Raw genomic sequence first — 25626 nt, 5'->3', positions numbered from 1 at the left:
GGATGTGGGTGGGGTGGGGTTGGGTGTGGTGGATCATCCGTTGTTGGGGGCGGGTGTGCGGTTGGCGGGTGGTGGTGGGTTGGTGTTCATGGGTCGGTTGTCGGTGGGGTCGGACGGGTGGTTGGGGGATCATGTGGTGGGTGGTCGGGTGGTGGTGGCGGGGACGGTGTTTGTGGAGTTGGTGGTGGCTGCGGGTGATGTGGTGGGGTGTGGTCGGGTGGAGGAGTTGGTGTTGGAGGTGCCGTTGGTGTTGCCGGTGGTGGGTGGGGTGGGGGTTCAGGTGTGTGTGGGTGATGTGGGTGTGGGGGGTGTTCGGTCGGTTGAGGTGTTCGGTCGGGTTGAGGGTGGGGTTGGTGGTTGGGTGGAGGGTGAGTGGGTGCGTTATGCGTCGGGTGTGTTGAGTCCGGTGTCGGGGGTTTCTGTGGGTTCGGTGGGTGGTTTTGAGGGGTTTGGTGTGTGGCCGCCGGTGGGTGGTTGTGAGGTGGGGAGGGGTGAGGTGTATGGGGTGTTGGGTGGTGGTGGTTTGGAGTATGGGGAGGTGTTTTCTGGTGTGAGGCGTGCGTGGGTGGTGGGTGGTGAGGTGTTTGCTGAGGTGTGTTTGCCGGAGGGTGAGTGGGGTCGGGCGGGTCGTTTTGGGTTGCATCCGGGGTTGTTGGATGGTGCGTTGCAGGCTGCGGCGGCGGGTGTGGTGGTGGGTGGTTCGGATGCGGATGGTGCGGGTGGTTCGGGTGCGGGTGGTTTTGGTGGTGTGGGGTTGCCGTTTTCGTGGTCGGGGGTGTCGTTGTGGGCGTCGGGTGCGTCGGTGTTGCGGGTGCGGTTGTCGCCGGTTGGTGTGGGTGGTTTTTCGGTGGTGGCGGTGGATGGTGAGGGTGTTCCGGTGGTGTCGGTGGAGCGGCTTGCGGTGCGTCCGGTGGTGGCGGGGCAGTTGGAGCGGGCCGGGGTGGCTGCTGGGGTGGGGGACGTCTACCGGCTGGAGTGGTCGCGGGGTGCCGAGGTCGCCGGTGAGTTGGGTGACGTGGTGGTGCTGGGTGCCGATGGCCTGGGCGCCGGTGCGGCGTTGGCCGGGGCGGGTGTCGGGGTGCGTGCGCTGAGCGGGGTGGCGGAGCTGGTGGCCGGAGTGGTGCCGGATGTGGTGGTGTTGCCGGTGGGCGGGTCCCCGGAGCGGACCGGAACGGCGGTGGTGCGGGACGCGGTGGTGGGCGTGCTGGGTGAGGTGCGGTGTTGGGTGGGGGATGAGGGGTGTGGTGGGTCGCGTTTGGTGGTGGTGACGTGTGGTGCGGTGGGTGATGTGGTGTCGGATGTGGCGGGTGCGGGTGTGTGGGGGTTGGTGCGGTCGGTGCAGTTGGAGCATCCGGGGCGGGTGCTGTTGGTGGATGTGGATGGTTCTGCGGCGTCGTGGGCGGCGTTGGGTGCGGCGGTGGGCAGTGGGTTGCCGCAAGTTCTGCTGCGGGAGGGGGAGTTGCTGGCGGGTCGGGTGGTGAGGGACGACGGTGGGTTGGTGCTGCCGTTGGCGGGCGAGGGTGACTGGCGGTTGGAGCCGTCGGAGCACGGTGTGCTGGACGAGGTCGCTCCGGTGATCCAGCCCGCGGCCGGAGAGCTCGGCGCGGGTGAGGTGCGGGTGGAGGTGCGTGCGGCCGGGGTGAACTTCCGGGACGTGCTGATCGGTCTCGGTACCTATCCAGAGCCCGGCTTGATGGGGGCGGAGGGGGCCGGCGTGGTGCTGGCGGTGGGCGCGGACGTTGAGGATCTGGCCGTGGGGGACCGGGTGTTCGGCCTGTTCGCGGGTGGGTTCGGCCCGACCACCGTGACCGATCACCGGTTGCTGGCGCGGATGCCCGTGGGTTGGTCGTTCGTGGATGCGGCGTCGGTGCCGATGGCGTTCATGACGGCGTTCTACGGCCTGTTCGACCTGGGTGGTCTGGGTTCGGGTGAGTCGGTGTTGGTGCATGCGGCTGCCGGTGGGGTGGGGATGGCGGCGGTGCAGCTCGCCCGGTGGGCGGGTGCGGAGGTTTTCGCGACGGCGAGTGAGTCGAAGTGGCCGGTGGTGCGGGGTCTCGGTGTCGGTGAGGGGCGGATCGCGTCGTCGCGTGATCTGGGGTTCGAGGGGGTGTTCCGGGCGGCGTCGGGCGGCCGTGGTGTGGATGTGGTGTTGAACGCGCTGGCGGGGGAGTACGTCGATGCGTCGGCGCGGTTGCTGGCGGATGGCGGTCGGTTCGTGGAGATGGGCAAGGCGGATGTTCGTCGTGCCGAGGATTTCCCCGCTGCTTATCACTCCTTCGATTTGTTTGATGCGGGTGTGGTGCGGTTGCGGGAGATTTTGTTGACGTTGGTGGGGTTGTTCGAGGGTGGGGATCTGTCGTTTTTGCCGGTGCGGGCGTGGGATGTGCGGGAGGCGGTGGGGGCGTTCCGGTTGATGGGTTCGGGGCGTCATGTGGGGAAGAACGTGTTGGTGATGCCGCGCAGGTTGGATCCGCGGGGCACGGTGCTGGTCACGGGTGGCACCGGTGCGTTGGGTTCTTTGGTGGCCCGGCATCTCGTATCGGCGTATGGGGTGCGGCAGTTGGTGTTGGTCAGCCGGAGCGGTCTGGAGGCGCCGGGGGCTGCGGAGCTGGTGGCTGAGCTGTCGGAGCTGGGTGCGCGGGTGAGCGTTGTCGCGTGTGATGTGGCGGACCGGGATGCTCTGGCGGCGGTGTTGGGGGAGATCCCTGGGGAGCATGCGTTGACGGGTGTGGTGCATGCGGCGGGTGTGGTGGATGACGGTGTGGTGGAGTCGTTGACGGTGGAGCGGGTGGAGGGGGTGTTGGAGCCGAAGGCGTTGGCGGCGTTGTATTTGCATGAGTTGACGGCGCGGCTGGATTTGGCGTTGTTCGTGTTGTATTCGTCGGTGTCGGCGTCGGTGGGTTCGGCGGGGCAGGCGGGGTATGCGGCGGCGAACGGGGTGTTGGACGGGTTGGCGGAGTATCGGCGTCGGCAGGGGTTGGCGGGTGTGTCGTTGGGTTGGGGGCCGTGGCTGGGTGAGGACGGCCGGGGGATGCTGGGGAAGTTGAGCGCCGGTGAGCGGGAGCGGGTGGGGCGTTCGGGTCTGGTGCCGTTGGGCGAGGTGGACGGACTGGGTCTGTTGGACCGGGCGTTGGGTGGTGCGGGGGGTGCTGTGCTGCCGATGGCGGTCGACACCGCCGCGCTGGCCGCTGCCGGGAGTGCGTTGCCGGGGCTGTTGCAGTCGCTGGTCCGGCCGGTCCGCCCGACCGCGGGCAGTGCGGCGGCCCCGCGGCCCGCCGTGTTCGCCGAGCGGCTGACCGGCCTGGACCCCGCCGAGGCGTCCGCCCTGCTGCTGGAGACCGTGCGCGGGCATGCCGCCGGCGTACTGGGCTTCACGTCGGGACAGGCGATCGGACCGGCGAAGGCGTTCGCGGCGATGGGGTTCGACTCGCTGACCGCGGTCGAGCTGCGCAACCAGCTCAGCGCCACCACCGGCCTGCGCCTGCCGCCGACGCTGATCTTCGACTACCCCAACCCCACCGCCCTGGCCGGCTACCTGGCCGGCAAGCTGCTTCCGGCGGCGCCGTCCCCGGCCGTGGCGGCGCTGGAGGACCTGGATCGACTCGAAGCCGCCGCACCGGGTTTGAACCGCGACGACCGGGCCAGGATTCGCGCCAGGATGGAAGCGTTGCTCGCCCGGTGGAGTGATACCTCGAACCCGGCAGCGGCCCCCGACGACCGGGACGTCGAAAACGCCACCGAGGCGGACATCTTCGACCTGATCGACAGCGAGCTGGACAGCTTGGAGTAGGAAAGAGATGACAAGGAGAATGAGTTCTTGACTATGCAGAAGGAGTCGGACGGCGGTGCCCCCACGCCCGCCGCCGATGGGCAGGCAGCCGCGTTCGAACTCGTGGGCCTGCGAAAGACGTTCGGCACCTACGAGGCGGTCGGACAGGCCGACCTCACCGTGGCGCCGGGATCGTTCTTCGGACTGGTCGGTCCCAACGGCGCGGGCAAGACCACCATGTTGTCCATGGCGGTCGGGCTGCTGCGCCCGGACGCGGGGCACGCGAAGGTCTTCGGGACCGACGTCTGGAAGGAACCGGAGCGCGCCAAGGAGCTGATGGGCGTCCTGCCCGACGGCCTGGCGATGCCGGAACAGCTGACCGGCCGCGAACTGCTGAGCTATCTGGGGCAGTTGCGCGGTCTGGACAAGGCCACGGTCGCGGGGCGGGTGGACGAGCTGCTGGCGGTCCTGGAACTGTCGGGCGACACCGAGCGGACGCTCATCCTCGACTACTCCACCGGCATGCGGAAGAAGATAGGTCTGGCCGTCGCGTTGCTGCACGGACCGAGACTGCTCGTGCTGGACGAACCGTTCGAGGCGGTCGACCCGGTGGCCGCCGCCATGCTGAAGCGGTTGCTCAAGCGCTTCGTGGCCGGCGGCGGCTCCGTACTGCTGTCCAGCCACGTCATGGCGCTGGTCGAGCAGATGTGTGACACCGTCGCCGTCATGGCCAAGGGCAACGTCGTGGCCCAGGGACCGCTGGACCAGGTGCGGGGCGGCGTGTCGCTGGAGGAGAGGTTCGTCGAACTGGTCGGCGTCGGGGCGGAGAACGAGGAAGGACTGTCGTGGCTGGCGCGCTGATCCACATGAAGCTCGCCGTCATGCGGCGGGACATCAGCGGTCCCCGGTCCAGCTGGGTCTTCGGCGGCGCCCTCGTCGGCCTGCTGCTGGCGGTCGCGACCATCGACGTGGCGACGCTGAACGCGACGCACGACAGCACCGTGAGGGACCTGCTCGCGGTCGTCTTCGCCGTCTGGACCCTCGGATGGATGCTCGGCCCGGCCTACAGCGGCCAGCCGGTGCTGCGCGGCGAGCAGTTCCAGCTCCAGCCGATCCCGCGCCGCAGGCTCGCGCTCGGACTGCTCGGCTCGGCGTTCGTCGGCGTGACCGCACCGGTGACCTTCGTCGCCTTCACCGCGCTGGTGGCGTTCGGAATCCGGCTGGGCGCCGTCCCGGTGGTCGTGGCCGTGCCCGCCGTCTTCCTCCAGCTGCTGTTCGTCGTGCTGCTGTCCCGGCTCACGGCACACCTGTTCGGCGCGCTGTCCCGGTCGCGGATCGGCGGTGCCGTCAGCGCCCTGCTCAACGCGGCGATGCTGGTGGCGAGTTCCTCGTGCTGGGTGGTGTTCATCGCCGTGCACTCCGTGCTGACCACCGGCTTCTCCCACGGGTTCTCGATCACCGTGCGGTCGCTGCCGTCCAGCTGGGGGGTGCTCGCCGTCGAGGCGGCGTCCCGGTCCGACTGGCCGATGACCGTGCTGCCGCTGCTCGGCCTCGCGCTCCTCACCGCACTGCTGTGGGTCGCGTGGACCCGGTCCCTCGGCCCGGCCCGCTGGACCCGGGCGACCGTACGCGGCTCCGGGGCCGACCGCGCCGCGCCGGGCGGCCGGCTGTCGTCCGGTGCCACGGCCGCGGTGTACGTCAAGGAGATGCGTACCTGGGCGCGTGATCCGCAGCGGATGCAGAGCTTCGTCGTCGCGCCGGCCTTCGCGGTGCTGACCTGCCTGGTACCGCTGGCGTTCCACTCCACGGAGTTCCTGCCCTTCCTCGGCGCGCTCACCGCGCTGATGGGCGCGGTCACCGCCGCCAACCTCTACGGCCAGGACGGCACGGCGCTGTGGCTGACGGTCCTCATGCCGGGCAGTGAACGTGCCGACGTCCGGGGCCGGCAGCTGGCCTGGCTGACGGTCTTCGCCCCGATGACCGTCGTGCTGACCGCCGTCGGCATCGCGGTCGGCGGCCACCCGGAGCTGCGGCCCTGGGCGCTGGCCTCGACCGTCGCGCTGCTCGGCGGCGGCGCGGGACTCCTCCCGCTGGTCGCCGTCACCCAGCTGGCCCCCGGCCCCGACCCCCGGGAGATCAGGAACGCCCCGCTCGACCACTCGGACGTGACCGGCCAGGCGTTCGTCATGATGATCATGGCGCTCGGCACCGCGGTACCGGCGATGGCCACCGTCCTGGCCGGCCAGCTCCTCCACGAACCGGCCCTGCGCTGGGCCGGACTGGTGGCCGGCGCCGCCACCGCGGTGGTGTGCTACGCGCTGCTCGGGCGTGCGGCGCACCGGGCGCTGGCCAGGCGCGGACCCGAACTGCTGTACCTGATGCGGACCGGCAAGGAGCAGCGGGGCAAGGCCGGTGAGGGCGCCACCTTCATCCAGGCGATGCCCGCCTACCGTCGGCGGCTGTTCTGGAGCAGCTTCCTGGTCGGCTGCATCGCGCTGTTCCCCCAGGCCCTGGTGCCGTTGCTGATGAAGGTGTCGGGGAAGGTCTCCCGCGTCTGGTTCCTCGCGCTGTACATGCCGAACGCCTGGCAGTGGCCGGTCATCGCCCTGATGTCCGTGATCGGGCTGGGCTCCTTCGCGCTGGCCGCCCGCATCGGCCTCAGCGAGCTGCACGCACAGCGGTCCTGATCCGGCGACCTGCGCGGACACCCCTGAAGAGGCAGCAGAACACGCCCCGCTACGTCTGCCCCGCGGCGACGATTAGGGGCTCGGGCTGCCTCTTTAGGGGTTGGTAGGGACTAGGTCCCTTATTAGCATGAAGATCATCAACATCCAGCTTGACGAGCTGCTTGTGGGAGGTCAGCGCGGCTGCGGGCCGAGAGGGGCGAGAACGTGACTGCCTTTGCGATCGAGCCGAACGGCCGGACCACCGCACCCGTACCGGCGGACGACAGCGCCTGCGGCCGGCTCACGCCGATACCCGCCCCGAGCGCGCCCGCCGCGACGGCCCCGCCGTGCGACCCCGCGAGCCACCCGCGCCACCCGCTGGCCTGGGTCCGGGAACCACACCGCCCCGCCCACCCGCCGACCCCCGCGTACTCCACGGCCGGGCACCTCGCCCCGCACGCCGTTCGCGCGCCGGCCCCGCGCCGCCGGGCCGGCCGGAATGACGGCTGCCGTGCCCCGATCGTGCGCGGCGGCCTGTGCGACAGATCCCCGACCCCGGCCGCGGGCGCCGGGCCGCAGGCCGGGTCGGTCCCGTACGAGAACGCTCTCAGACAGATTCGTCGTACTTGAGCAGATGTGAGCCCTTCATGCCTGAATCGCGCGCCGAAACCGCCGAGCCCGTCGCCATCGTCGGACTCGCCTGCCGACTGCCGGGCGCGGCCGGACCGGAGGCGTTCTGGCAGCTGCTGCGCGACGGGCTCGACGCCACCACCGAAGTACCCGCCGACCGCTGGCGCTCCGCCGACGCCTCGGAGGTGCGCCGGGGCGCGTTCATCGAGCGGATCGGCCACTTCGACCCGGGCTTCTTCGGCATCTCGCCCCGCGAGGCCGCCGCCATGGACCCCCAGCAACGGCTCATGCTGGAACTGAGCTGGGAGGCGCTGGAGGACGCCCGTATCGTCCCGGCCGCCCTGGACGGCAGCGCGACCGGTGTCTTCCTCGGCGCGATCTGGGACGACTACGCCACCCTCCAGTACCGCGGCGGCACCGACGCGCTCGACCAGCACACGATCACCGGCCTGCACCGCGGCATCATCGCCAACCGGATCTCCTACACGCTGGGCCTGGGCGGCCCCAGCATGATCGTCGACGCCGGGCAGGCGTCCTCGCTCGCCGCGATCCACCTCGCCTGCGAGAGCCTGCGCCGCAGCGAGTCGGCCTTCGCCCTGGCCGGCGGCGTGAACCTCAACATCGCCGCGGAGTCGGCCGTCAGCGCGGCCCGGTTCGGCGGACTGTCCCCCGACGGCCGCTGCTTCACCTTCGACGAGCGTGCCAACGGCTTCGTCCGCGGCGAGGGCGGCGTGCTGATCGCGCTCAAGCCGCTCGCGCGCGCCCTCGCCGACGGCGACCGCGTCCACTGCGTCATCCACGGAAGCGCGGTCAACAACGACGGCGGCGGCACCAGCCTCACCGCCCCCTCCGAGCGGGCCCAGCGCGAGGTCCTGCGCACCGCGTACGCGGACGCCGGAATCGACCCGGCCGACGTCGGCTACGTCGAACTGCACGGCAGCGGCACCCGGCTCGGCGACCCGATCGAGGCGGCGGCCCTCGGCTCGGTCCTCGGCGCCGCCCGCCGCCCCGGCGACCCGCTGCCGGTCGGCTCGGTCAAGACCAACATCGGCCACCTCGAAGCGGCCGGCGGTGCGGCCGGCCTGCTCAAGGCCGTGCTCGCCATCAAGCACGGCAGCCTCCCCGCCAGCCTCAACTTCCGCACCCCCAGCCCGAACATCCCCCTCGACGAGCTGAACCTGCGCGTGCAGTGCGACCTCGCCGACTTCCCCCTCACCGACGGCCGCCGCATCGCCGGCGTCAGCTCGTTCGGCATGGGCGGCACGAACTGCCACGTGGTGCTCGCCGGACTCCCCGAGGACGAGACCGCGCGGCCCGGCCGGCCGACGCGACCCGACAGCGACGCCGCGACACCGCTGCCCGTCGTGGTGTCCGGCCGGACGGTCCGCGCCCTGCGCGCCCAGGCCGCCCGGCTGCGCGCGGCCGTGGTCGGCCGCCCGGACCTGCGCGTGGCCGACGTCGGCCACTCCCTCGCCGCCACCAGGACCGCGTTCCCGCACCGGGCGGTCGTGGTGGCCGCCGACCGCGGCGAACTGCTCACCGGCCTGCGCGCGCTGGCCGCGGGCGAACCCGGCGCCGGCCTGGTCGAAGGCCGTGCCCGGGACGGCGAAGTGGTGTTCGTCTTCCCCGGCCAGGGCTCGCAGTGGCTGGGCATGGCCCGCGAACTGCTGGACTCCTCCGAGGCGTTCGCGACCCGGATGGCGGAGTGCGACCGGGCGTTGAGCGCCTTCGTCGACTGGTCCCTGCTCGACGTGGTGCGCACCGACGCCGACGCGGAGTGGCTGGACCGGGTCGATGTGGTGCAGCCGGTGTTGTGGGCGGTGATGGTGTCGTTGGCGGAGTTGTGGTGTTCGGTGGGTGTGGTGCCGTCGGCGGTGGTGGGGCATTCGCAGGGTGAGATCGCGGCCGCGGTGGTGGCGGGTGGGTTGAGTGTGTCCGACGGTGCGCGGGTGGTGGCGTTGCGGAGTCGGTTGATCGGGGAGGTGTTGTCGGGTCCTGGTGGGATGGTGTCGGTGGCGTTGCCGCGGGCGGATGTGGCGGAGTTGTTGGTGCCGTGGGGTGCGGTGGTGTCGGTGGCGGCGGTGAACGGTCCGTCGTCGACGGTGGTGTCGGGTGAGGCGTCGGCGTTGGACGAGTTGTTGGCGGTGTGTGAGGAGCGGGGGATCAGGGCGCGGCGGGTGGCGGTGGACTACGCGTCGCATTCGGTGCAGGTGGAGGGCATCCGGGAGCGGTTGCTGGAGGTGTTGGTGGGGTTGGAGCCGCGTTCGGGGAGCGTGGCGTTCTATTCGGCGGTGACCGGTGGGGTGGTGGACACCGCGCAGTTGGATGCCGGGTACTGGTACCGCAACTTGCGCGAGACGGTGGAGTTCGAGGCGGCGGCGCGGCGGTTGGCGGCGGACGGGTACCGCTTCTTCGTCGAGGCCAGCGCCCACCCGATCCTCACCCACGCCATCGACGAGCTCGACCACGACGACGTGCTCACGGTCGGCACCCTGCGGCGCGACGAGGGCGGCATGCGCCGATTCCTCACCTCCGCCGCCGAGTTGTACGCCAACGGCGTCGCCCTCGACACCGGGAAGCTGTTCGCCGACCAGGGCGCCGTCGCCGTCGACCTTCCCACGTACGCGTTCCAGCGCCGGCACTACTGGCGGGAGGCCGCCGTCGCGCCGGGTACGAGCGCGATCACCACCACGGCGGAACCGGTCCCCGATCCGACGCCCGCCGAGGAGGGCACCGACAGCACGGCGGAACTGCGCGCCCGGCTGACCGGCCTGCCCCGGTCCGAGGGCCGCCGCGTCGTGCTGGACCTGATCTCCGCGCACATCCGGGCCGTCGGCGGGTTCGTCGACTCCGACACCGTCGACACCGAACTGACCTTCCGGGAACTCGGGTTCGAGTCGATGACCGCGGTCGAGCTGCGCAACCGGCTCGCCCTCGCCACCGGACTCCGGCTACCGGCCACCCTGCTCTTCGACCACCCGACCCCGGTCCGGGTCGCCGCCGAACTGCGCGACCGGCTGCTCGGCGCCGGCGAACCGGCCGACCATCCGCCCGTCACCACCGCGGCCGCCGGTGAACCGATCGCGATCGTGGCGATGGCCTGCCGCTTCCCCGGCGGAGTGAACTCACCGGAAGACCTCTGGCGGCTCGTGGCCGACGGCGGCGAAGCCCTGTCCGACTTCCCCACCGACCGCGGCTGGGACCTCACCGACCAGTACCGGGCCGACTCCGCCTCCGCCACGGCCAACGGCACCTCCTTCCCCACCCGCAGCGGATTCCTGCACGAGGCCGGCGAGTTCGACGCCGCGCTCTTCGGTATCTCCCCGCGTGAGGCACGGGCCATGGACCCCCAGCAGCGCCTGCTGCTGGAGAGCGCCTGGGAGGCACTGGAACGGGCCGGCATCGCCCCCCGGTCCGCCCGCGGCAGCCGCACCGGTGTCTTCGTCGGCGCGATGTCGCAGGACTACGGACCGCGGATGCACGAACCCGCCGAAGGTCTGGAGGGATACCTGCTCACCGGCAACACGGCGAGCGTCGCCTCGGGCCGGATCGCGTACACCTTCGGGTTCGAGGGCCCCGCGGTGACCGTCGACACCGCGTGCTCCTCCTCGCTGGTGGCCCTGCACCTCGCCGTGCAGGCACTGCGCAACGGCGAGTGCGAGATGGCCCTGGCCGGCGGCGTCACCGTGATGGCGACCCCGGGCATCTTCATCGAGTTCAACAGCCAGGGCGGCCTGTCGTCCGACGGCCGCTGCAAGGCGTTCTCCGCGGCGGCCGATGGCACCGGCTGGGCCGAGGGTGTCGGCATGCTCGTGGTCGAGCGGCTGTCCGTCGCCCGTCGCAACGGCCACCGGGTGCTGGCCCTGGTGCGCGGTTCCGCCGTCAACCAGGACGGCGCCTCCAACGGACTCACCGCCCCCAACGGCCCCTCGCAGCAGCGCGTCATCCGGCACGCGCTGGCCGGCGCCGGACTGACCGCCCCGGACGTCGACGCCGTGGAGGCGCACGGCACGGGCACCGCGCTGGGCGACCCGATCGAGGCGCAGGCGCTGCTCGCCACCTACGGCCAGGGACGCCCCGCCGACCGCCCGCTGTGGCTGGGATCGGTCAAGTCCAACATCGGCCACACCCAGGCCGCCGCCGGCATGGCCGGCGTCATCAAGATGGTCATGGCCATGCGGAACGGCCTGCTCCCGCGGACCCTGCACGCCGACGAGCCGTCCCCGCACGTGGACTGGTCCGCCGGCGCGGTCGAACTGCTGACCCGGCCCCGGCCCTGGGAAGGCGGCGACCGCCCGCGCCGGGCGGCCGTGTCGTCCTTCGGCATCAGCGGCACCAACGCCCACACCATCCTGGAGGAGTCGCCGGACGCGGCCGGACCGCAGGCCGTCGCGCCGGAGCGGACCCGCCCGGCCACCGGCTGGACCCCGCCGTGGACCCTCTCCGCGAAGACCCCCGAAGCACTGCGTAACCAGGCCGCCCGCCTGCTGACCGTCGTCACCGGGGACGACACGGCCTCCCTGGTGGACGTCGGCTTCTCGCTCGCCACGACCCGCTCGGCCCTCGACCACCGCCTGGCCGTCCCCTGCACCGACCGCGACGCCGTGATCGCCGCCCTGCGCGAGACCGCCGCGGGCGGCCGGGCACCCGACACGATCCACGGCGTCGCCGACCGGGGTCGCACCGCGTTCCTGTTCACGGGGCAGGGTGCGCAGCGGGTGGGGATGGGTGCCGGGTTGTATGCGGCGTTCCCGGTGTTCGCTGATGCGTTGGATGCGGTGTGTGTGCGGTTGGACGCGGTGTTGGAGCGTCCGTTGCGTGAGGTGATGTTCGGCGACGCGGAGTCGCTGGACCAAACGGCGTATACGCAGGCGGGGTTGTTCGCGCTTGAGGTGGCGTTGTTCCGGTTGTGGGAGTCGTGGGGTGTCACGCCGGACTTCCTGCTGGGTCATTCGATCGGTGAGGTGGCGGCGGCGCATGTGGCCGGGGTGTTGTCGTTGGATGACGCGTGTGTGCTGGTGGGTGCTCGTGGCCGGTTGATGCAGGCGTTGCCCGCGGGCGGTGCGATGTTGGCGGTGGAGGCTGCTGAGGCGGACGTTGTTGCGGAGATCGCGGAGCGGTCCGGGGTGAGTGTGGCGGCGGTGAATGGGCCGTCGTCGGTGGTGGTTTCCGGTGATGAGGACATCGTCGCGGAGTTGGAGTCCGTGTGGCGTGCGGCGGGTCGGCGGGTGAAGCGGCTGACCGTTTCGCACGCGTTCCACTCACCCCGCATGGAGGCGATGCTCGACGAGTTCGCTGCTGTCGCCGCCGAACTGACCTTCCGCGCGCCGCGGTTGCCGATCGTGTCGAATGTGTCCGGTCGGTTGGCGGATGCGGCGGAGATCGGTACACCGGAGTACTGGGTGCGGCATGTGCGGGAGGCTGTGCGGTTCGCGGATGGGGTTGCGACGTTGTGGGCCGAGGGGGTGACGCGGGTTGTCGAGTTGGGGCCGGACGGTGTGTTGTCGGCGATGGCGCAGCAGTGTGCCGACCTGACGGCCGTACCGTCGCTGCGGGACGGTCACGACGAGGACCGGGCCGTGTCCAACGCCCTGGCGGCCCTGCACGCGTTCGGCGGCGCGGTGGACTGGCGCGCGGTGTACCGCCCGTTGGGCGCGGTGGCGGTGCCGCTTCCCACGTACGCGTTCGAGCACGAGCGGTACTGGGTGAGTGGTCGTGCGGGGCTCGGTGATGTGGCCGGTGCGGGGTTGGGTGTGGCGGGGCATCCGTTGCTGGGTGCGGAGGTGTCGTTGGCGTCCGGTGGCGGCCTGGTGCTCACCGGGCGGTTGTCGGTGGTGACTCAGCCGTGGTTGGCGGATCACCGGGTGCACGGTTCCGTGGTGGTGCCGGGGACGGCGTTGGTCGAGATGGTGTTGCGGGCCGGTGAGCAGGTCGGGTGCGGGCGGCTGGACGAGTTGACGCTGGAGGCGCCGCTGGTGCTTCCGGAGCGCGGGGCCGTCCAGGTGCAGGTGAGCGTCTCGGGTGACGTCGACGACCGCGTGGTGGGGGTGTATTCGCGGCCCGACGGTGAGGGCGGTTCCTGGATGCGTCATGCCGAGGGGCGGTTGGTGGACGGTGGTGGGGTGGTGGCGCCGGGGATGGATGTCTCGGTGTGGCCGCCGGCGGGTGCTGAACGGGTTGATGTCGAGGGTGCGTACGAGGCGTTGGCGGCGTCGGGATTGTCCTACGGTCCGGTGTTTCGTGGGTTGGGGTCGGCGTGGCGGGCGGCGGACGGTGTGGTGTTCGCCGAGGTGGAGTTGCCTGAGGTGGTTCGGGGGGACGCGGGGTTGTTCGGGGTGCATCCGGCGTTGCTGGATGCCGCGTTGCACGTGATCGGGCTGGGCGGTCTCGTTGACGATGGCGGGGCGGCGTGGTTGCCGTTCGCGTGGTCGGGCGTGTCGGTGTCCGCGGTGGGTGCTTCGCGTTTGCTGGTACGGGTGGCGGCCACGGAGCGCAACACCTTGTCGGTGCAGGCGTTCGACGCCACCGGCGGTGCCGTGGTCTCGGTGGACTCGTTGGCGCTGCGGTCGGTGGATGGTCGGCGTGGGTTGGGTGCGGGCGGTTCCGTGGCGGACGGGCTGTTCGGTGTCGAGTGGTCGCGGGTGTCGCTGGACGCCTCCGCCGCCGGGCCGGTCGCCGTCGTAGCGCTGGACGCCGTCGTAGCGGGGGACGCGGCCGTTGCGGGGGACGCGGCCGGGGACGTCGCCGTGCGCGTGCCGACGGGTGGCGTGGCGGAGGTCGCCGGGCGGGTGCTGGCGGCCGTGCGGTGGTGGCTGGAGCAGGAGAGCTCTGCCCGTCTGGTGGTGGTGTCGCGGGGCGCGGTGGCGGTGGGTGATGGTGGTGTGGTCGCTGATGTGGCGGCGGCGGGTGTGTGGGGTTTGGTGCGGTCGGCGCAGTCGGAGCATCCGGACCGCTTGGTGTTGCTGGACTTGGACACCGAGGAGCCGGATGCGGAGCTCCTGAGCGGTGTGGTGGCGTTGGGTGAGCCGCAGGCGGCGGTGCGCGGCGGTGTGGTGTGGGTGCCGCGGTTGGCTCGGGTGTCGTCGTTGCCGCTGGTGTCGGTTCCGGCGGAGGGCGCGTGGCGTCTGGAGCCGTCGGAACGCGGTGTGTTGGAGGAGATCTCGGCGGTGGCACGGCCCGTCGAGGAGCTCGCCGCCGGTGAGGTGCGGGTGGAGGTGCGTGCGGCGGGGGTGAACTTCCGTGACGTGCTGATGGGACTCGGTACGTATCCGGGGGCCGCGCTGATGGGGTCCGAGGGTGCGGGGGTGGTGTTGGAGGTCGGCGTCGGCGTCACGGGTCTTGCGGTGGGTGATCGGGTCTTCGGGTTGTTCGCGGGCGGGTTCGGTCCGGCGGTGGTGACGGACGCCCGTCTGCTGGCCCGGATGCCCGAGGACTGGTCGTTCGTGCAGGCGGCGTCGATGCCGATCGTGTTCATGACGGCGTTCTACGGCCTGTTCGACCTGGGTGGCCTGGCGTCCGGTGAGTCGGTGTTGGTGCACGCGGCTGCCGGTGGGGTGGGCATGGCGGCGGTGCAGCTCGCCCGGTGGGCGGGTGCGGAGGTCTTCGCGACGGCCAGCGAGTCGAAGTGGCCGGTGGTGCGTGGGCTGGGCGTTTCCGGCGAGCGGATCGCCTCGTCGCGTGATCTGGGGTTCGAGGAGGTGTTCCGGGCGGCGTCGGACGGCCGGGGTGTGGATGTGGTCCTCCACGCGCTCGCCGGTGAGTTCGTCGACGCGTCGGCGCGGTTGCTGGCCGAGGGTGGCCGGTTCGTGGAGATGGGCAAGGCGGACATCCGGCAGGCCGAGGACTTCCCGGGCCGTTCCTACCAGGCGTTCGACCTGTTCGACGCGGGTCCCGACCGGTTGCGGGAGATCCTTGAGCGGTTGGTGGGGTTGTTCGAGGACGGCGTGCTGGAGCTGCTTCCGGTGCGTGCGTGGGACGTGCGGGAGGTGGCGGGTGCGTTCCGGTTGATGAGTTCGGGTCGGCACGTGGGCAAGAACGTGTTGACGATGCCCCGTCGGCTGGATGCGCGGGGCACGGTCGTGGTGACCGGTGGCACCGGCGCGCTGGGTGCGCTGGTGGCCCGGCATCTCGTATCTGCTTACGGGGTGCGGCACTTGGTGCTGTTGTCCCGGCGTGGTGCTGCGGCGCCGGGTGCTGCCGAGCTGGTCGCGGAGTTGGCCGAACTCGGTGCCGAGGCACGGGTTGTCGCGTGTGACGTGGCGGAACGGGCGGCGCTGGAAGGCGTGTTGGCGGAGATCCCGGCCGGGCATCCGTTGACCGGTGTGGTGCATGCCGCGGGTGTGGCGGACGACGGGGTGATCGGGGCGATGACCCCGGAGCGGGTCGCCGCCGTCCTGGCGCCGAAGGCGGACGCGGCGGTGCATCTGCACGAGCTGACGCGGCACCTGGACCTGGCGATGTTCGCCCTGTATTCGTCGGTCGCCGCGGTCTTCGGCACACCCGGGCAGTCCAACTACGCTGCCGCCAACGCGGTGTTGGACGCGATCGCGCAGCGGCGGCAGGCGGACGGCCTGGCCGGTGTGTCGTTGAGCTGGGGACTGTGGGAACGCGAGAGCGCCATCAGCGGTCACCTCTCCGCCGCCGACAAGGCACGGTTGGACGTCGCGGGGCGCGCGCTGTCCGACGAGACGGGGCTGGCGCTGTTCGACGCCGCGCTGGAGACGGGACGGGACCACGTCGTGCTGGCCCGCCTCGACGTCGCCCGCCTCCAGGCCCGGATCGGCGAGGGCACGGTGCCCGCGATGCTGCGGGGCCTGGTGCGTCCGCGGGCCCGGCGGGCGGTGGCGTCCCGGTCGGTCTCGCTGCGCGAGCGGCTGGCCGGGCTGTCGCCGCAGGAGCAGGAGCGGGAACTCACCGGCGTGGTGCTGGGCGAGGTCGCCGCCGTCCTGGGGCACGCCTCCGCCGACACGATCGAGCCGGACCGCACGTACAAGGAACTCGGCTTCGACTCGCTGACATCGGTCGAACTGCGCAACCGGATCAACGCCGTCACCGGCCTGCGGCAGCCCGCCACCCTGGTCTTCGGCTACCCGACGCCCGCCCTCCTGGCCGGGCACCTGCGCACCGAACTGCTCGGCGCCGCACTCACGGACCAGGCGACGCTGACCCCGGTTCCCCCGACCGCGCTCGCACCGGCGGACGACGACCCCGTCGCCATCGTCGGCATGGGCTGCCGGTTCCCCGGCGGAGTGGCATCACCGGAGGACCTGTGGCAGCTGGTCACCGCCGGGACGGACGCCATCGGCGCGTTCCCGACCGACCGCGGCTGGGACCTCGCCGGACTCTTCGACCCCGACCCGGAACGCCCCGGCACCTCGACCGCGCGGGAGGGCGGATTCCTTTACGGCGCCGCGGAGTTCGACGCCGGAGTGTTCGGCATCTCGCCCCGCGAGGCCATGGCGATGGACCCCCAGCAGCGACTGCTCCTGGAGTCGGTCTGGGAGGCGTTCGAGTACGCCGGCATCGACCCGACGTCGTTGCGCGGCAGCCGGACCGGAGTGTTCGTCGGCGCCATGACGCAGGACTACGGACCGCGGCTGCACGAAGCCACCGGAGACCTTGAGGGCTACCTGCTGACCGGCACCACCGGCAGCGTCACGTCCGGCCGCATCGCCTACACCTTCGGGCTCAAGGGCCCCGCCATCACGGTGGACACCGCCTGCTCGTCGTCGCTGGTGGGACTGCACCTCGCCGTGCAGGCGCTGCGCAACGGCGAGTGCGAGATGGCCCTGGCCGGCGGCGTCACGGTGATGGCGAACCCCGGATTGTTCACCGAGTTCAGCCGGCAGAGCGGGCTCGCCCCGGACGGCCGCTGCAAGGCGTTCTCCGCGGCGGCGAACGGCACCGGCTGGGCCGAGGGTGTCGGCATGCTCGTGGTCGAGCGGCTGTCCGTCGCCCGTCGCAACGGCCACCGGGTGCTGGCCCTGGTGCGCGGTTCCGCTGTCAACCAGGACGGCGCCTCCAACGGGCTCACCGCCCCCAACGGCGTCTCGCAGGAACAAGTCATCCGGCAGGCCCTGGCCGACGCGCGCCTGACCCCCGGTGACGTCGACCTCGTCGAGGCGCACGGCACCGGCACCGCGCTCGGCGACCCGATCGAGGCGCAGGCGCTGCTGGCGACCTACGGCCAGGACCGCCCCGCCGACCGGCCGCTGATGCTGGGATCGCTGAAGTCGAACATCGGTCACACGCAGGCCGCCGCCGGCGTGGGCGGTGTGATCAAGACGGTGATGGCACTCCGGCACGGCGTACTGCCCCGGACCCTGCACGCCGACGAGCCCTCCCCGCACATCGACTGGTCCACCGGCGCGGTCGCCCTGCTGACGCGGGCCCGGCCCTGGCAGGACACCGGCCGCCCGCGCCGGGCCGCGGTCTCCTCGTTCGGCATCAGCGGCACGAACGCCCACACCGTTCTGGAGGAGGCACCCGACGGGCTCGCCGCGCCGCGCCGCCAGGAGCCGGCCGCCGACTGGACCCCGCCGCTGACGCTCTCCGCCCGCACCCCGGAAGGCGTACGGGCCCAGGCCGACCGCCTGCTGACGGCACTCACCGCCGACGAGGCGTCCTCCCTGATCGACGTCGGCTTCTCGCTGGCCACGACCCGGGCGGCCTTCGAGCACCGGGCTACCGTTGTCGCCGGTAGCCGCCCCGAGGCCCTCGAAGCGCTCACCGAACTCGCCGCCGGACGAACACACCGTTCCGCACTGAAGGGCCGCTCCGCCACCGGTCGCACCGCGTTCCTGTTCACGGGGCAGGGTGCGCAGCGGGTGGGGATGGGTGCCGGGTTGTATGCGGCGTTCCCGGTGTTCGCGGCGGCGTTGGATGCGGTGTGTGTGCGGTTGGACGCGGTGTTGGAGCGTCCGCTGCGTGAGGTGATGTTTGGCGACGCCGATTTGTTGGGTCAAACGGCGTATACGCAGGCGGGGTTGTTCGCGCTTGAGGTGGCGTTGTTCCGGTTGTGGGAGTCGTGGGGTGTCACGCCGGATTTCCTGCTGGGTCACTCCATAGGTGAGGTGGCGGCGGCGCATGTGGCCGGGGTGTTGTCGTTGGATGACGCGTGTGTGCTGGTGGGTGCTCGTGGCCGGTTGATGCAGGCGTTGCCCGCGGGCGGTGCGATGTTGGCGGTGGAGGCTGCTGAGGCGGACGTCGTCGCGGAGATCGCGGAGCGGTCCGGGGTGAGTGTGGCGGCGGTGAACGGGCCGTCGTCGGTGGTGGTTTCGGGTGATGAGGATGTTGTCGCGGAGTTGGAGTCGGGGTGGCGTGCGGCGGGTCGGCGGGTCAGGCGTCTGACGGTTTCGCACGCGTTCCATTCGCCGCGGATGGAGGCGATGCTCGACGAGTTCGGTGCTGTCGCCGCTGAACTGACGTTCCGGGCGCCGCGGTTGCCGATCGTGTCGAATGTGTCCGGTTGGTTGGCGGATGCGGTGGAGATCGGTACGCCGGGTTATTGGGTGCGGCATGTGCGGGAGGCTGTGCGTTTCGCGGATGGGGTGGCGACGTTGTGGGCCGAGGGGGTGACGCGGGTTGTCGAGTTGGGGCCGGACGGTGTGTTGTCGGCGATGGCGCAGCAGTGTGCCGACCTGACGGCCGTACCGTCGCTGCGCGACGGTCACGACGAGACCCGTGCTGTCTCCACCGCGCTGTCCGGCCTCTGGGCGCACGGCGGCGGCATCGACTGGTCCGCGGTGTACGCGGACCAGGGAGCCGGCCGAGTGCCGCTTCCCACGTACGCGTTCGAGCACGAGCGGTACTGGGTGAGTGGTCGTGCGGGGCTCGGTGATGTGGCCGGTGCGGGGTTGGGTGTGGCGGGGCATCCGTTGCTGGGTGCGGAGGTGTCGTTGGCGTCCGGTGGCGGCCTGGTGCTCACCGGGCGGTTGTCGGTGGGTGTGCAGGGGTGGTTGGCGGATCACCGGGTGCACGGTTCTGTCGTGGTGCCGGGTACGGCGTTGGTCGAGATGGTGTTGCGGGCCGGTGAGCAGGTCGGGTGCGCGCGTCTTGAGGACCTGACGCTGGAGGCGCCGCTGGTGCTGCCCGAGCGCGGAGCCGTGCAGGTGCAGGTCAACGTCTCCGGCGGGGAGTACGACCGCACGGTGGAGATTCACTCGCGGCCCGACGGTGAGGGCGGTTCCTGGACGCGTCATGCCGAGGGGCGGTTGGCGGACGCCGACCGCGTGGTGGTGCCGGGGTTGGATGTCTCGGTGTGGCCGCCGGCGGGTGCTGAACGGGTTGATGTCGAGGGTGCGTACGAGGCGTTGGCGGCGTCGGGGTTGTCCTACGGTCCGGTGTTTCGTGGGTTGGGGTCGGCGTGGCGGGCGGCGGACGGTGTGGTGTTCGCCGAGGTGGAGTTGCCTGAGGTGGTTCGGGGGGACGCGGGGTTGTTCGGGGTGCATCCGGCCTTGCTGGATGCCGCGTTGCACGTGATCGGGCTGGGCGGTCTCGTTGACGGTGGCGGGGCGGCGTGGTTGCCGTTCGCGTGGTCGGGTGTGTCGGTGTCCGCGGTGGGTGCTTCGCGTTTGCTGGTACGGGTGGCGGCTTCGGAGCGCAACACCTTGTCGGTGCAGGCGTTCGACGCCACCGGCGGTGCCGTGGTCTCGGTGGACTCGTTGGCGCTGCGGTCGGTGGACGGTCGTCGGGGACTGGGCGGCACCGGTTCCGTGGCGGACGGGCTGTTCGGTGTCGAGTGGTCGCGGGTGTCGCTGGAGGCCTCCGCCGCCGGGCCGGTCGCCGTCGTAGCGCTGGACGCCGTCGCGCAGGCGGACGCGGACGCCGATGTCGCGGTCCGGTTGCCGTCGGGCGCTGTCGGCGAGGTGGCCGGGGCGGCGCTGGCAGCGGTGCGCGTCTGGCTGGCTCGGGAGGGCGCCGGTCGTCTGGTGGTGGTGTCGCGGGGTGCGGTGGCGGTGGGTGACGGTGGTGTGGTGACCGATGTGGCGGCGGCCGGGGTGTGGGGTCTGGTGCGGTCGGCGCAGTCGGAGCACCCGGGCCGCCTGGTGCTGCTGGATGCCGACATCGAGCCGGACGCGGAACTGCTCAGTGGCGTAACGGCGTTGGGTGAGCCGCAGGTCGCGGTGCGGGGTGGCGCGGTGTGGGTGCCGCGGTTGGCTCGGGTGTCGTCGTTGCCGGTGGTGTCGGTTCCGGCGGAGGGCGCGTGGCGTCTGGAGCCGTCGGAGCGCGGCGTGCTGGAGGACGTGGCCGCCGTCGTGCGGCCGGACGGTGAGGTGTTGGGCGCCGGTGAGGTGCGGGTGGAGGTGCGGGCGGCCGGGGTGAACTTCCGTGACGTGCTGATGGGACTCGGTACGTATCCGGAGCCGGGCCTGATGGGTTCCGAAGGCGCGGGGGTGGTGCTGGAGGTCGGCGCCGGCGTCACGGATCTTGCGGTGGGCGATCGGGTGTTCGGGCTGTTCGCGGGCGGGTTCGGCCCGGTGACGGTGACGGATCACCGGTTGCTGGCGCGGATGCCGGAGGGCTGGTCGTTCGTCGAGGCGGCGTCGGTGCCGATCGTGTTCATGACGGCGTTCTACGGGTTGTTCGACCTGGCTGGTCTGGGTTCCGGTGAGTCGGTGTTGGTGCACGCGGCTGCCGGTGGGGTGGGCATGGCGGCGGTGCAGCTCGCCCGGTGGGCGGGTGCGGAGGTCTTCGCGACGGCCAGCGAGTCGAAGTGGCCGGTGGTGCGGGGTCTCGGGGTTTCGGGCGAGCGGATTGCCTCGTCGCGTGATCTGGGGTTCGAGGAGGTGTTCCGGGCGGCGTCGGACGGCCGTGGTGTGGATGTGGTCCTCAACGCGCTCGCCGGTGAGTTCGTCGACGCGTCGGCGCGGTTGCTGGCCGATGGCGGCCGGTTCGTGGAGATGGGCAAGGCCGACATCCGGCAGGCCGACGACTTCCCCGCTGCCGCGTATCACGCCTTCGATCTCCTGGACGCGGGCCCTGTCCGGTTGCGGGAGATCCTTGAGCGGTTGGTGGGGTTGTTCCAGGACGGCGTGCTGGAACTACCTCCGGTGCGTGCGTGGGACGTGCGGGACGCGGCGGGGGCGTTCCGGCTGATGAGTTCGGGTCGGCACGTGGGCAAGAACGTGCTGACGATGCCCCGTCGGCTGGATGCGCGGGGCACTGTGCTGGTCACCGGTGGCACCGGCACGCTCGGCGCCCTCGTCGCCCGGCATCTCGTATCTGCTTACGGGGTGCGGCACTTGGTGCTGTTGTCCCGGCGTGGTGCTGCGGCGCCCGGTGCTGCCGAGCTGGTCGCGGAGCTGGCCGAACTCGGTGCCGAGGCACGGGTTGTTGCGTGTGACGCGGCGGAACGGGCGGCGCTGGAAGGCGTGTTGGCGGACATTCCGGCCGGGCATCCGTTGACCGGTGTGGTGCATGCCGCGGGTGTGGCGGACGACGGGGTGATCGGGGCGATGACCCCGGAGCGGGTCGCCGCCGTCCTGGCCCCGAAGGCGGACGCCGCGGTGCATCTGCACGAGCTGACGCGGCACCTGGACCTGGCGTTGTTCGTCATGTACTCCTCCGCGTCGGCGACCTTCGGCACCGCGGGACAGGCCAACTACGCAGCCTCCAACGCGGTGTTGGACGCGATCGCGCAGCAGCGGCAGGCGGACGGCCTGGCCGGTGTGTCGTTGAGCTGGGGACTGTGGGAACGCGAGAGCGCGATCAGCGGCCACCTCTCCGCCGCCGACAAGGCACGCCTGGACGGCGCGGGGCTGGCGTTGTCCGACGACGACGGACTGGCGTTGTTCGACGCGGCGTTGCGGACCGGGCTGGCGCACGTCGTGGTGACCCGGCTGGACGTGCCGCGGCTGCGGGCCAGGATCGGCCGGGGGCCGGTGCCCGCGATGCTGCGGGGACTGGTGCGGGGCGCGGTGCGCCGGGCGGTCGGCTCCACCGGCGCGGGTTCGCTGCCGGCGCGGCTGGCGCGGCTGTCGGCCACCGAGCAGGACCGGCTGCTCACCGGGATCGTGCTGGCCGAGGCGGCGGCGGTCCTCGGGCACTCCTCGCAGGACGCGATCGAGCCCGGTCGCGCGTTCAAGGACCTCGGCTTCGACTCGTTGACGGCGGTGGAACTGCGCAACCGGATCAACACCGCTACCGGGCTGCGGCTTTCGGCCACGCTGGTGTTCGACCACCCCAGTCCGCGGGCGCTCGTCGAGCGGCTGCGCGCCGACCTGGTGGGGGCGGATACGGCCGCGCCGGTTACCGCGCCGGCCCTGACGCCGTCGGACGACGACCCGATCGTCATCGTGGGGATGGGCTGCCGGTTCCCGGGCGGGGTGGCGTCGCCGGAGGACCTGTGGCGGCTGGTGGTGTCCGGGAACGACGCGATCGGTGAGTTCCCGACGGATCGCGGCTGGGACCTCGCCGGGCTCTTCGACCCCGACCCGGAGCGCCCCGGCACCTCCACCGCGCACGTGGGCGGCTTCGTCCACGACGCGGACGAGTTCGACGCCGGCCTGTTCGGCATCTCGCCGCGGGAAGCGCTGGCCATGGACCCGCAGCAGCGGCTCCTGATGGAGAGTGCCTGGGAGGCGCTGGAACGGGCCGGCATCGCGCCCATGTCGTTGCGCGGTGAGCAGGTCGGCGTGTTCGTCGGAGCGGCGTCGTCGGGCTACGGCACCGGTCCGGTGTCGACGCAGACGCGCGGCGAGGTCGAGGGCCACCTGCTGACCGGCACCACCACCTCTGTCGCGTCGGGGCGCATCGCGTACACCTTCGGCCTGGAGGGCCCGGCGGTGACGGTGGACACGGCGTGCTCGTCCTCGCTGGTCGCGCTGCACCTGGCGGTCCAGGCGATGCGCGCCGGTGAGTGCGCGATGGCGCTGGTCGGCGGCGCCACCATCATGGCGACGCCGGGGATCTTCACGGAGTTCAGCCGGCAGAAGGGTGTGGCGGCGGACGGGCGGTGCAAGTCCTTCGCCGCCGGTGCCGACGGGACCGGCTGGGCCGAGGGCGCGGGCGTGCTGGTGGTCGAGCGGTTGTCGGAGGCGCGGCGTCGCGGGCACGAGGTGCTGGCGGTGGTGCGGGGCAGCGCGGTCAACCAGGACGGCGCGTCGAACGGCCTGACCGCGCCGAACGGTCCCTCCCAGCAGCGGGTCATCCGGCAGGCGTTGGCCGGTGCCGGGCTGTCCGCGTCCGAGGTGGACGCGGTCGAGGCGCACGGCACGGGCACCGCGCTGGGTGACCCGATCGAGGCGCAGGCGCTGCTCGCCACCTACGGCCAGGACCGGCCCGAGGACCGGCCGCTGTGGCTGGGTTCGCTGAAGTCCAACATCGGGCACGCCCAGGCGGCGGCGGGCGTGGCCGGTGTGATCAAGATGGTCATGGCGTTGCGCAACGGCGTCCTGCCGCGCACCCTGCACGCCGGCGAACGCTCCCCGCACATCGACTGGTCGTCCGGCGCGGTCGAACTGCTGACGGAGAACCGGCCGTGGCCGCGCGCCGGTCACCCCCGCCGGGCCGGCGTCTCGTCGTTCGGCATCAGCGGAACGAACGCCCACACCATCCTGGAACAGGCCCCCGACGCCCCGCGGCCCAGCGGAACGGCACCCTCCCACGACACGGCACCGTCCCTTGGCACGGCACCGGGAACGCCGGAACCGGTCCCGGCCGCCGGCGACAGGGTTCCGCCGCTCGTGCTGTCCGCGCGGTCCGCCGGAGGACTGCGCGAGCAGGCGAAGCGGTTGCTGGCGGTGGTCACCGCGGACGACGCGCCCTCGCTGCTGGACGTGGGCTTCTCGCTGGCGACGACCAGGACGCCGTTGGAACATCGTGCCGCACTCGTCGCCGGTACGGACGCCGGACTCATCGACGCGCTGGGCGAGTTGGCCACCGGCCGTGGCGGACGCGGCGTGCTGGAAGGCCGTGCGGTGGACGGCCGGATCGCCTTCCTGTTCACCGGCCAGGGCGCGCAGCGCGTCGGCATGGGCCGTGAACTCGTCGCCGAATTCCCGGTGTTCGCGGACGCGCTGGACGCGGTGTGCGCGCGGTTGGACGCGGAGTTGGAGCGTCCGTTGCGTGAGGTGATGTTCGGCGACGCGGAGTTGTTGGATCAAACGGTGTACACCCAGGCGGCGTTGTTCGCGCTGGAGGTGGCGCTGTTCCGATTGCTGGAGGCGTGGGGCGTCACGCCGGACTTCCTGCTGGGGCATTCGATCGGTGAGGTGGCCGCCGCGCATGTGGCGGGTGTGCTGTCGTTGGATGACGCGTGTGTGTTGGTGGGTGCTCGGGGCCGGTTGATGCAGGCGTTGCCGGCGGGCGGCGCGATGTTGGCGGTGGAGGCGACCGAGGCCGAGATCGTCGCGGAGATCGCGGAGCGGCCCGAGGTGAGTGTGGCGGCGGTGAACGGGCCGTCGTCGGTGGTGGTTTCGGGTGATGAGGATGTTGTTGCGGAGTTGGAGTCCGTGTGGCGTGCGGCGGGGCGTCGGGTGAAGCGGTTGGCCGTTTCGCATGCGTTCCATTCGCCGCGGATGGAGGCGATGCTCGGTGAGTTCGAGGCCGTCGCGGCCCAACTGGCGTTCCACGAGCCCCGGTTGCCCATCGTCTCGAACGTGACGGGTGGGTTGGCCGATCCGGTGGAGATCGGGACGCCGGGTTACTGGGTGCGGCATGTGCGCCAGGCGGTGCGGTTCGCCGACGGTGTCGCGACGCTGCGGGGCCAAGGGGTCACGACGTACCTGGAGTTGGGCCCGGACGGTGTACTGGCCGCGATGGCCCAGCAGTGCGCGGACGTCACAGCAGTGCCCGCGCTCCGGGACGGCCACGACGAGACCCTCACGGTCCACGCGGCCCTGGCCACCGCCCACACGCACGGCGCCGCGGTGGACTGGTCGGCGGTGTTCGCGGGCCGGGGAGCACGCCGCGTGGCGTTGCCGACGTACGCGTTCGAACGCGGCCGGTACTGGCTGTCCGACGACTCGCCCGCGACGCCGTCCGGGGCGGCCGCCGACGCCGCCGAGTCCGGGTTCTGGGACGCGGTGGAGCGCGAGGACGCCGGGGCGCTCACCGAGACGCTCGGGCTGTCGTCCGGGACCGGGCTGGACGCCTTCCTGCCGGCGTTGTCGGCCTGGCGCAAGGGCCGCAGGGACGAGGCGGCGGTCGACGGCTGGCGTTACCGGGTCGCGTGGGCACCGGTGGCCGAGGCGACCGGGACGCTGGACGGCCGGTGGCTGGTCGTCGTACCCGAGTCAGGCGCCGCCGCGGACGTGACCGAGGCGCTGCGCCACGCGGGCGCCGAGCCGGTGACGCTGGAACTGTCCGGTGCGACGAGCCGGGAGGCGCTGGCCGAACGGCTCAACGCGGCCGGTGAGTTGGCGGGCGTGGTGTCACTGCTCGCCTGCGGCGGGACGGACGGCGCCGAGGCGACGCTGACGCTGGTGCAGGCGTCGGAGGCCGTGGACGCCCCCGTGTGGTGCGTGACGCGCGGCGCGGTGTCGGTGGGGCGGGCCGATCGGGTGACGCGCCCCGAGCAGGCGCGGGTGTGGGGGCTCGGCCGGGTCGCGGCCCTGGAGT

At 72.0% G+C, this 25626-nt stretch carries 4 protein-coding genes (1 of these 4 cut by a window edge); all 4 read left to right on the top strand.

Annotated elements, in window-relative coordinates; all coding sequences use genetic code 11:
* The first annotated feature begins 25 nt into the window (after positions 1-25).
* Positions 26-3790 carry an SDR family NAD(P)-dependent oxidoreductase gene (locus POF43_RS28655; protein WP_282704833.1) on the top strand — a complete coding sequence of 1255 codons (3765 nt, stop codon included), beginning with the start codon at positions 26-28 and terminating at the stop codon, positions 3788-3790.
* 33 nt (positions 3791-3823) lie between these two features.
* Positions 3824-4630, top strand: coding sequence for an ABC transporter ATP-binding protein (locus POF43_RS28650; RefSeq protein ID WP_271325374.1), 807 nt, complete (start codon positions 3824-3826; stop codon positions 4628-4630).
* Positions 4615-6456 (top strand): hypothetical protein, encoded by a 1842-nt coding sequence (locus tag POF43_RS28645; protein ID WP_271325373.1) that lies wholly within the window; start codon positions 4615-4617, stop codon positions 6454-6456. The genes POF43_RS28650 and POF43_RS28645 overlap by 16 nt, the downstream gene beginning before the upstream one ends.
* Before the next feature lie 626 nt (positions 6457-7082).
* On the top strand, positions 7083-25626 hold the 5' portion of the coding sequence (locus POF43_RS28640; RefSeq protein WP_282704832.1) for a type I polyketide synthase. It continues 15680 nt past the right edge of the window; 18544 of the gene's 34224 nt are visible here — the first part of the coding sequence; its start codon is at positions 7083-7085; the stop codon falls past the right edge of the window.

The organism is Streptantibioticus silvisoli (assembly GCF_027947535.2).
In the GTDB taxonomy this organism is placed as follows: Bacteria; Actinomycetota; Actinomycetes; order Streptomycetales; family Streptomycetaceae; genus Streptantibioticus_C; species Streptantibioticus_C silvisoli.
This window is presented reverse-complemented; position numbering and strand designations above follow the sequence as displayed.

What these genes read in the sequence shown, in the direction of transcription:
- POF43_RS28650 (WP_271325374.1), top strand. Translation starts at nt 3,824, where the DNA reads ATGCAGAAGGAGTCGGACGGCGGTGCCCCCACGCCCGCCGCCGATGGG.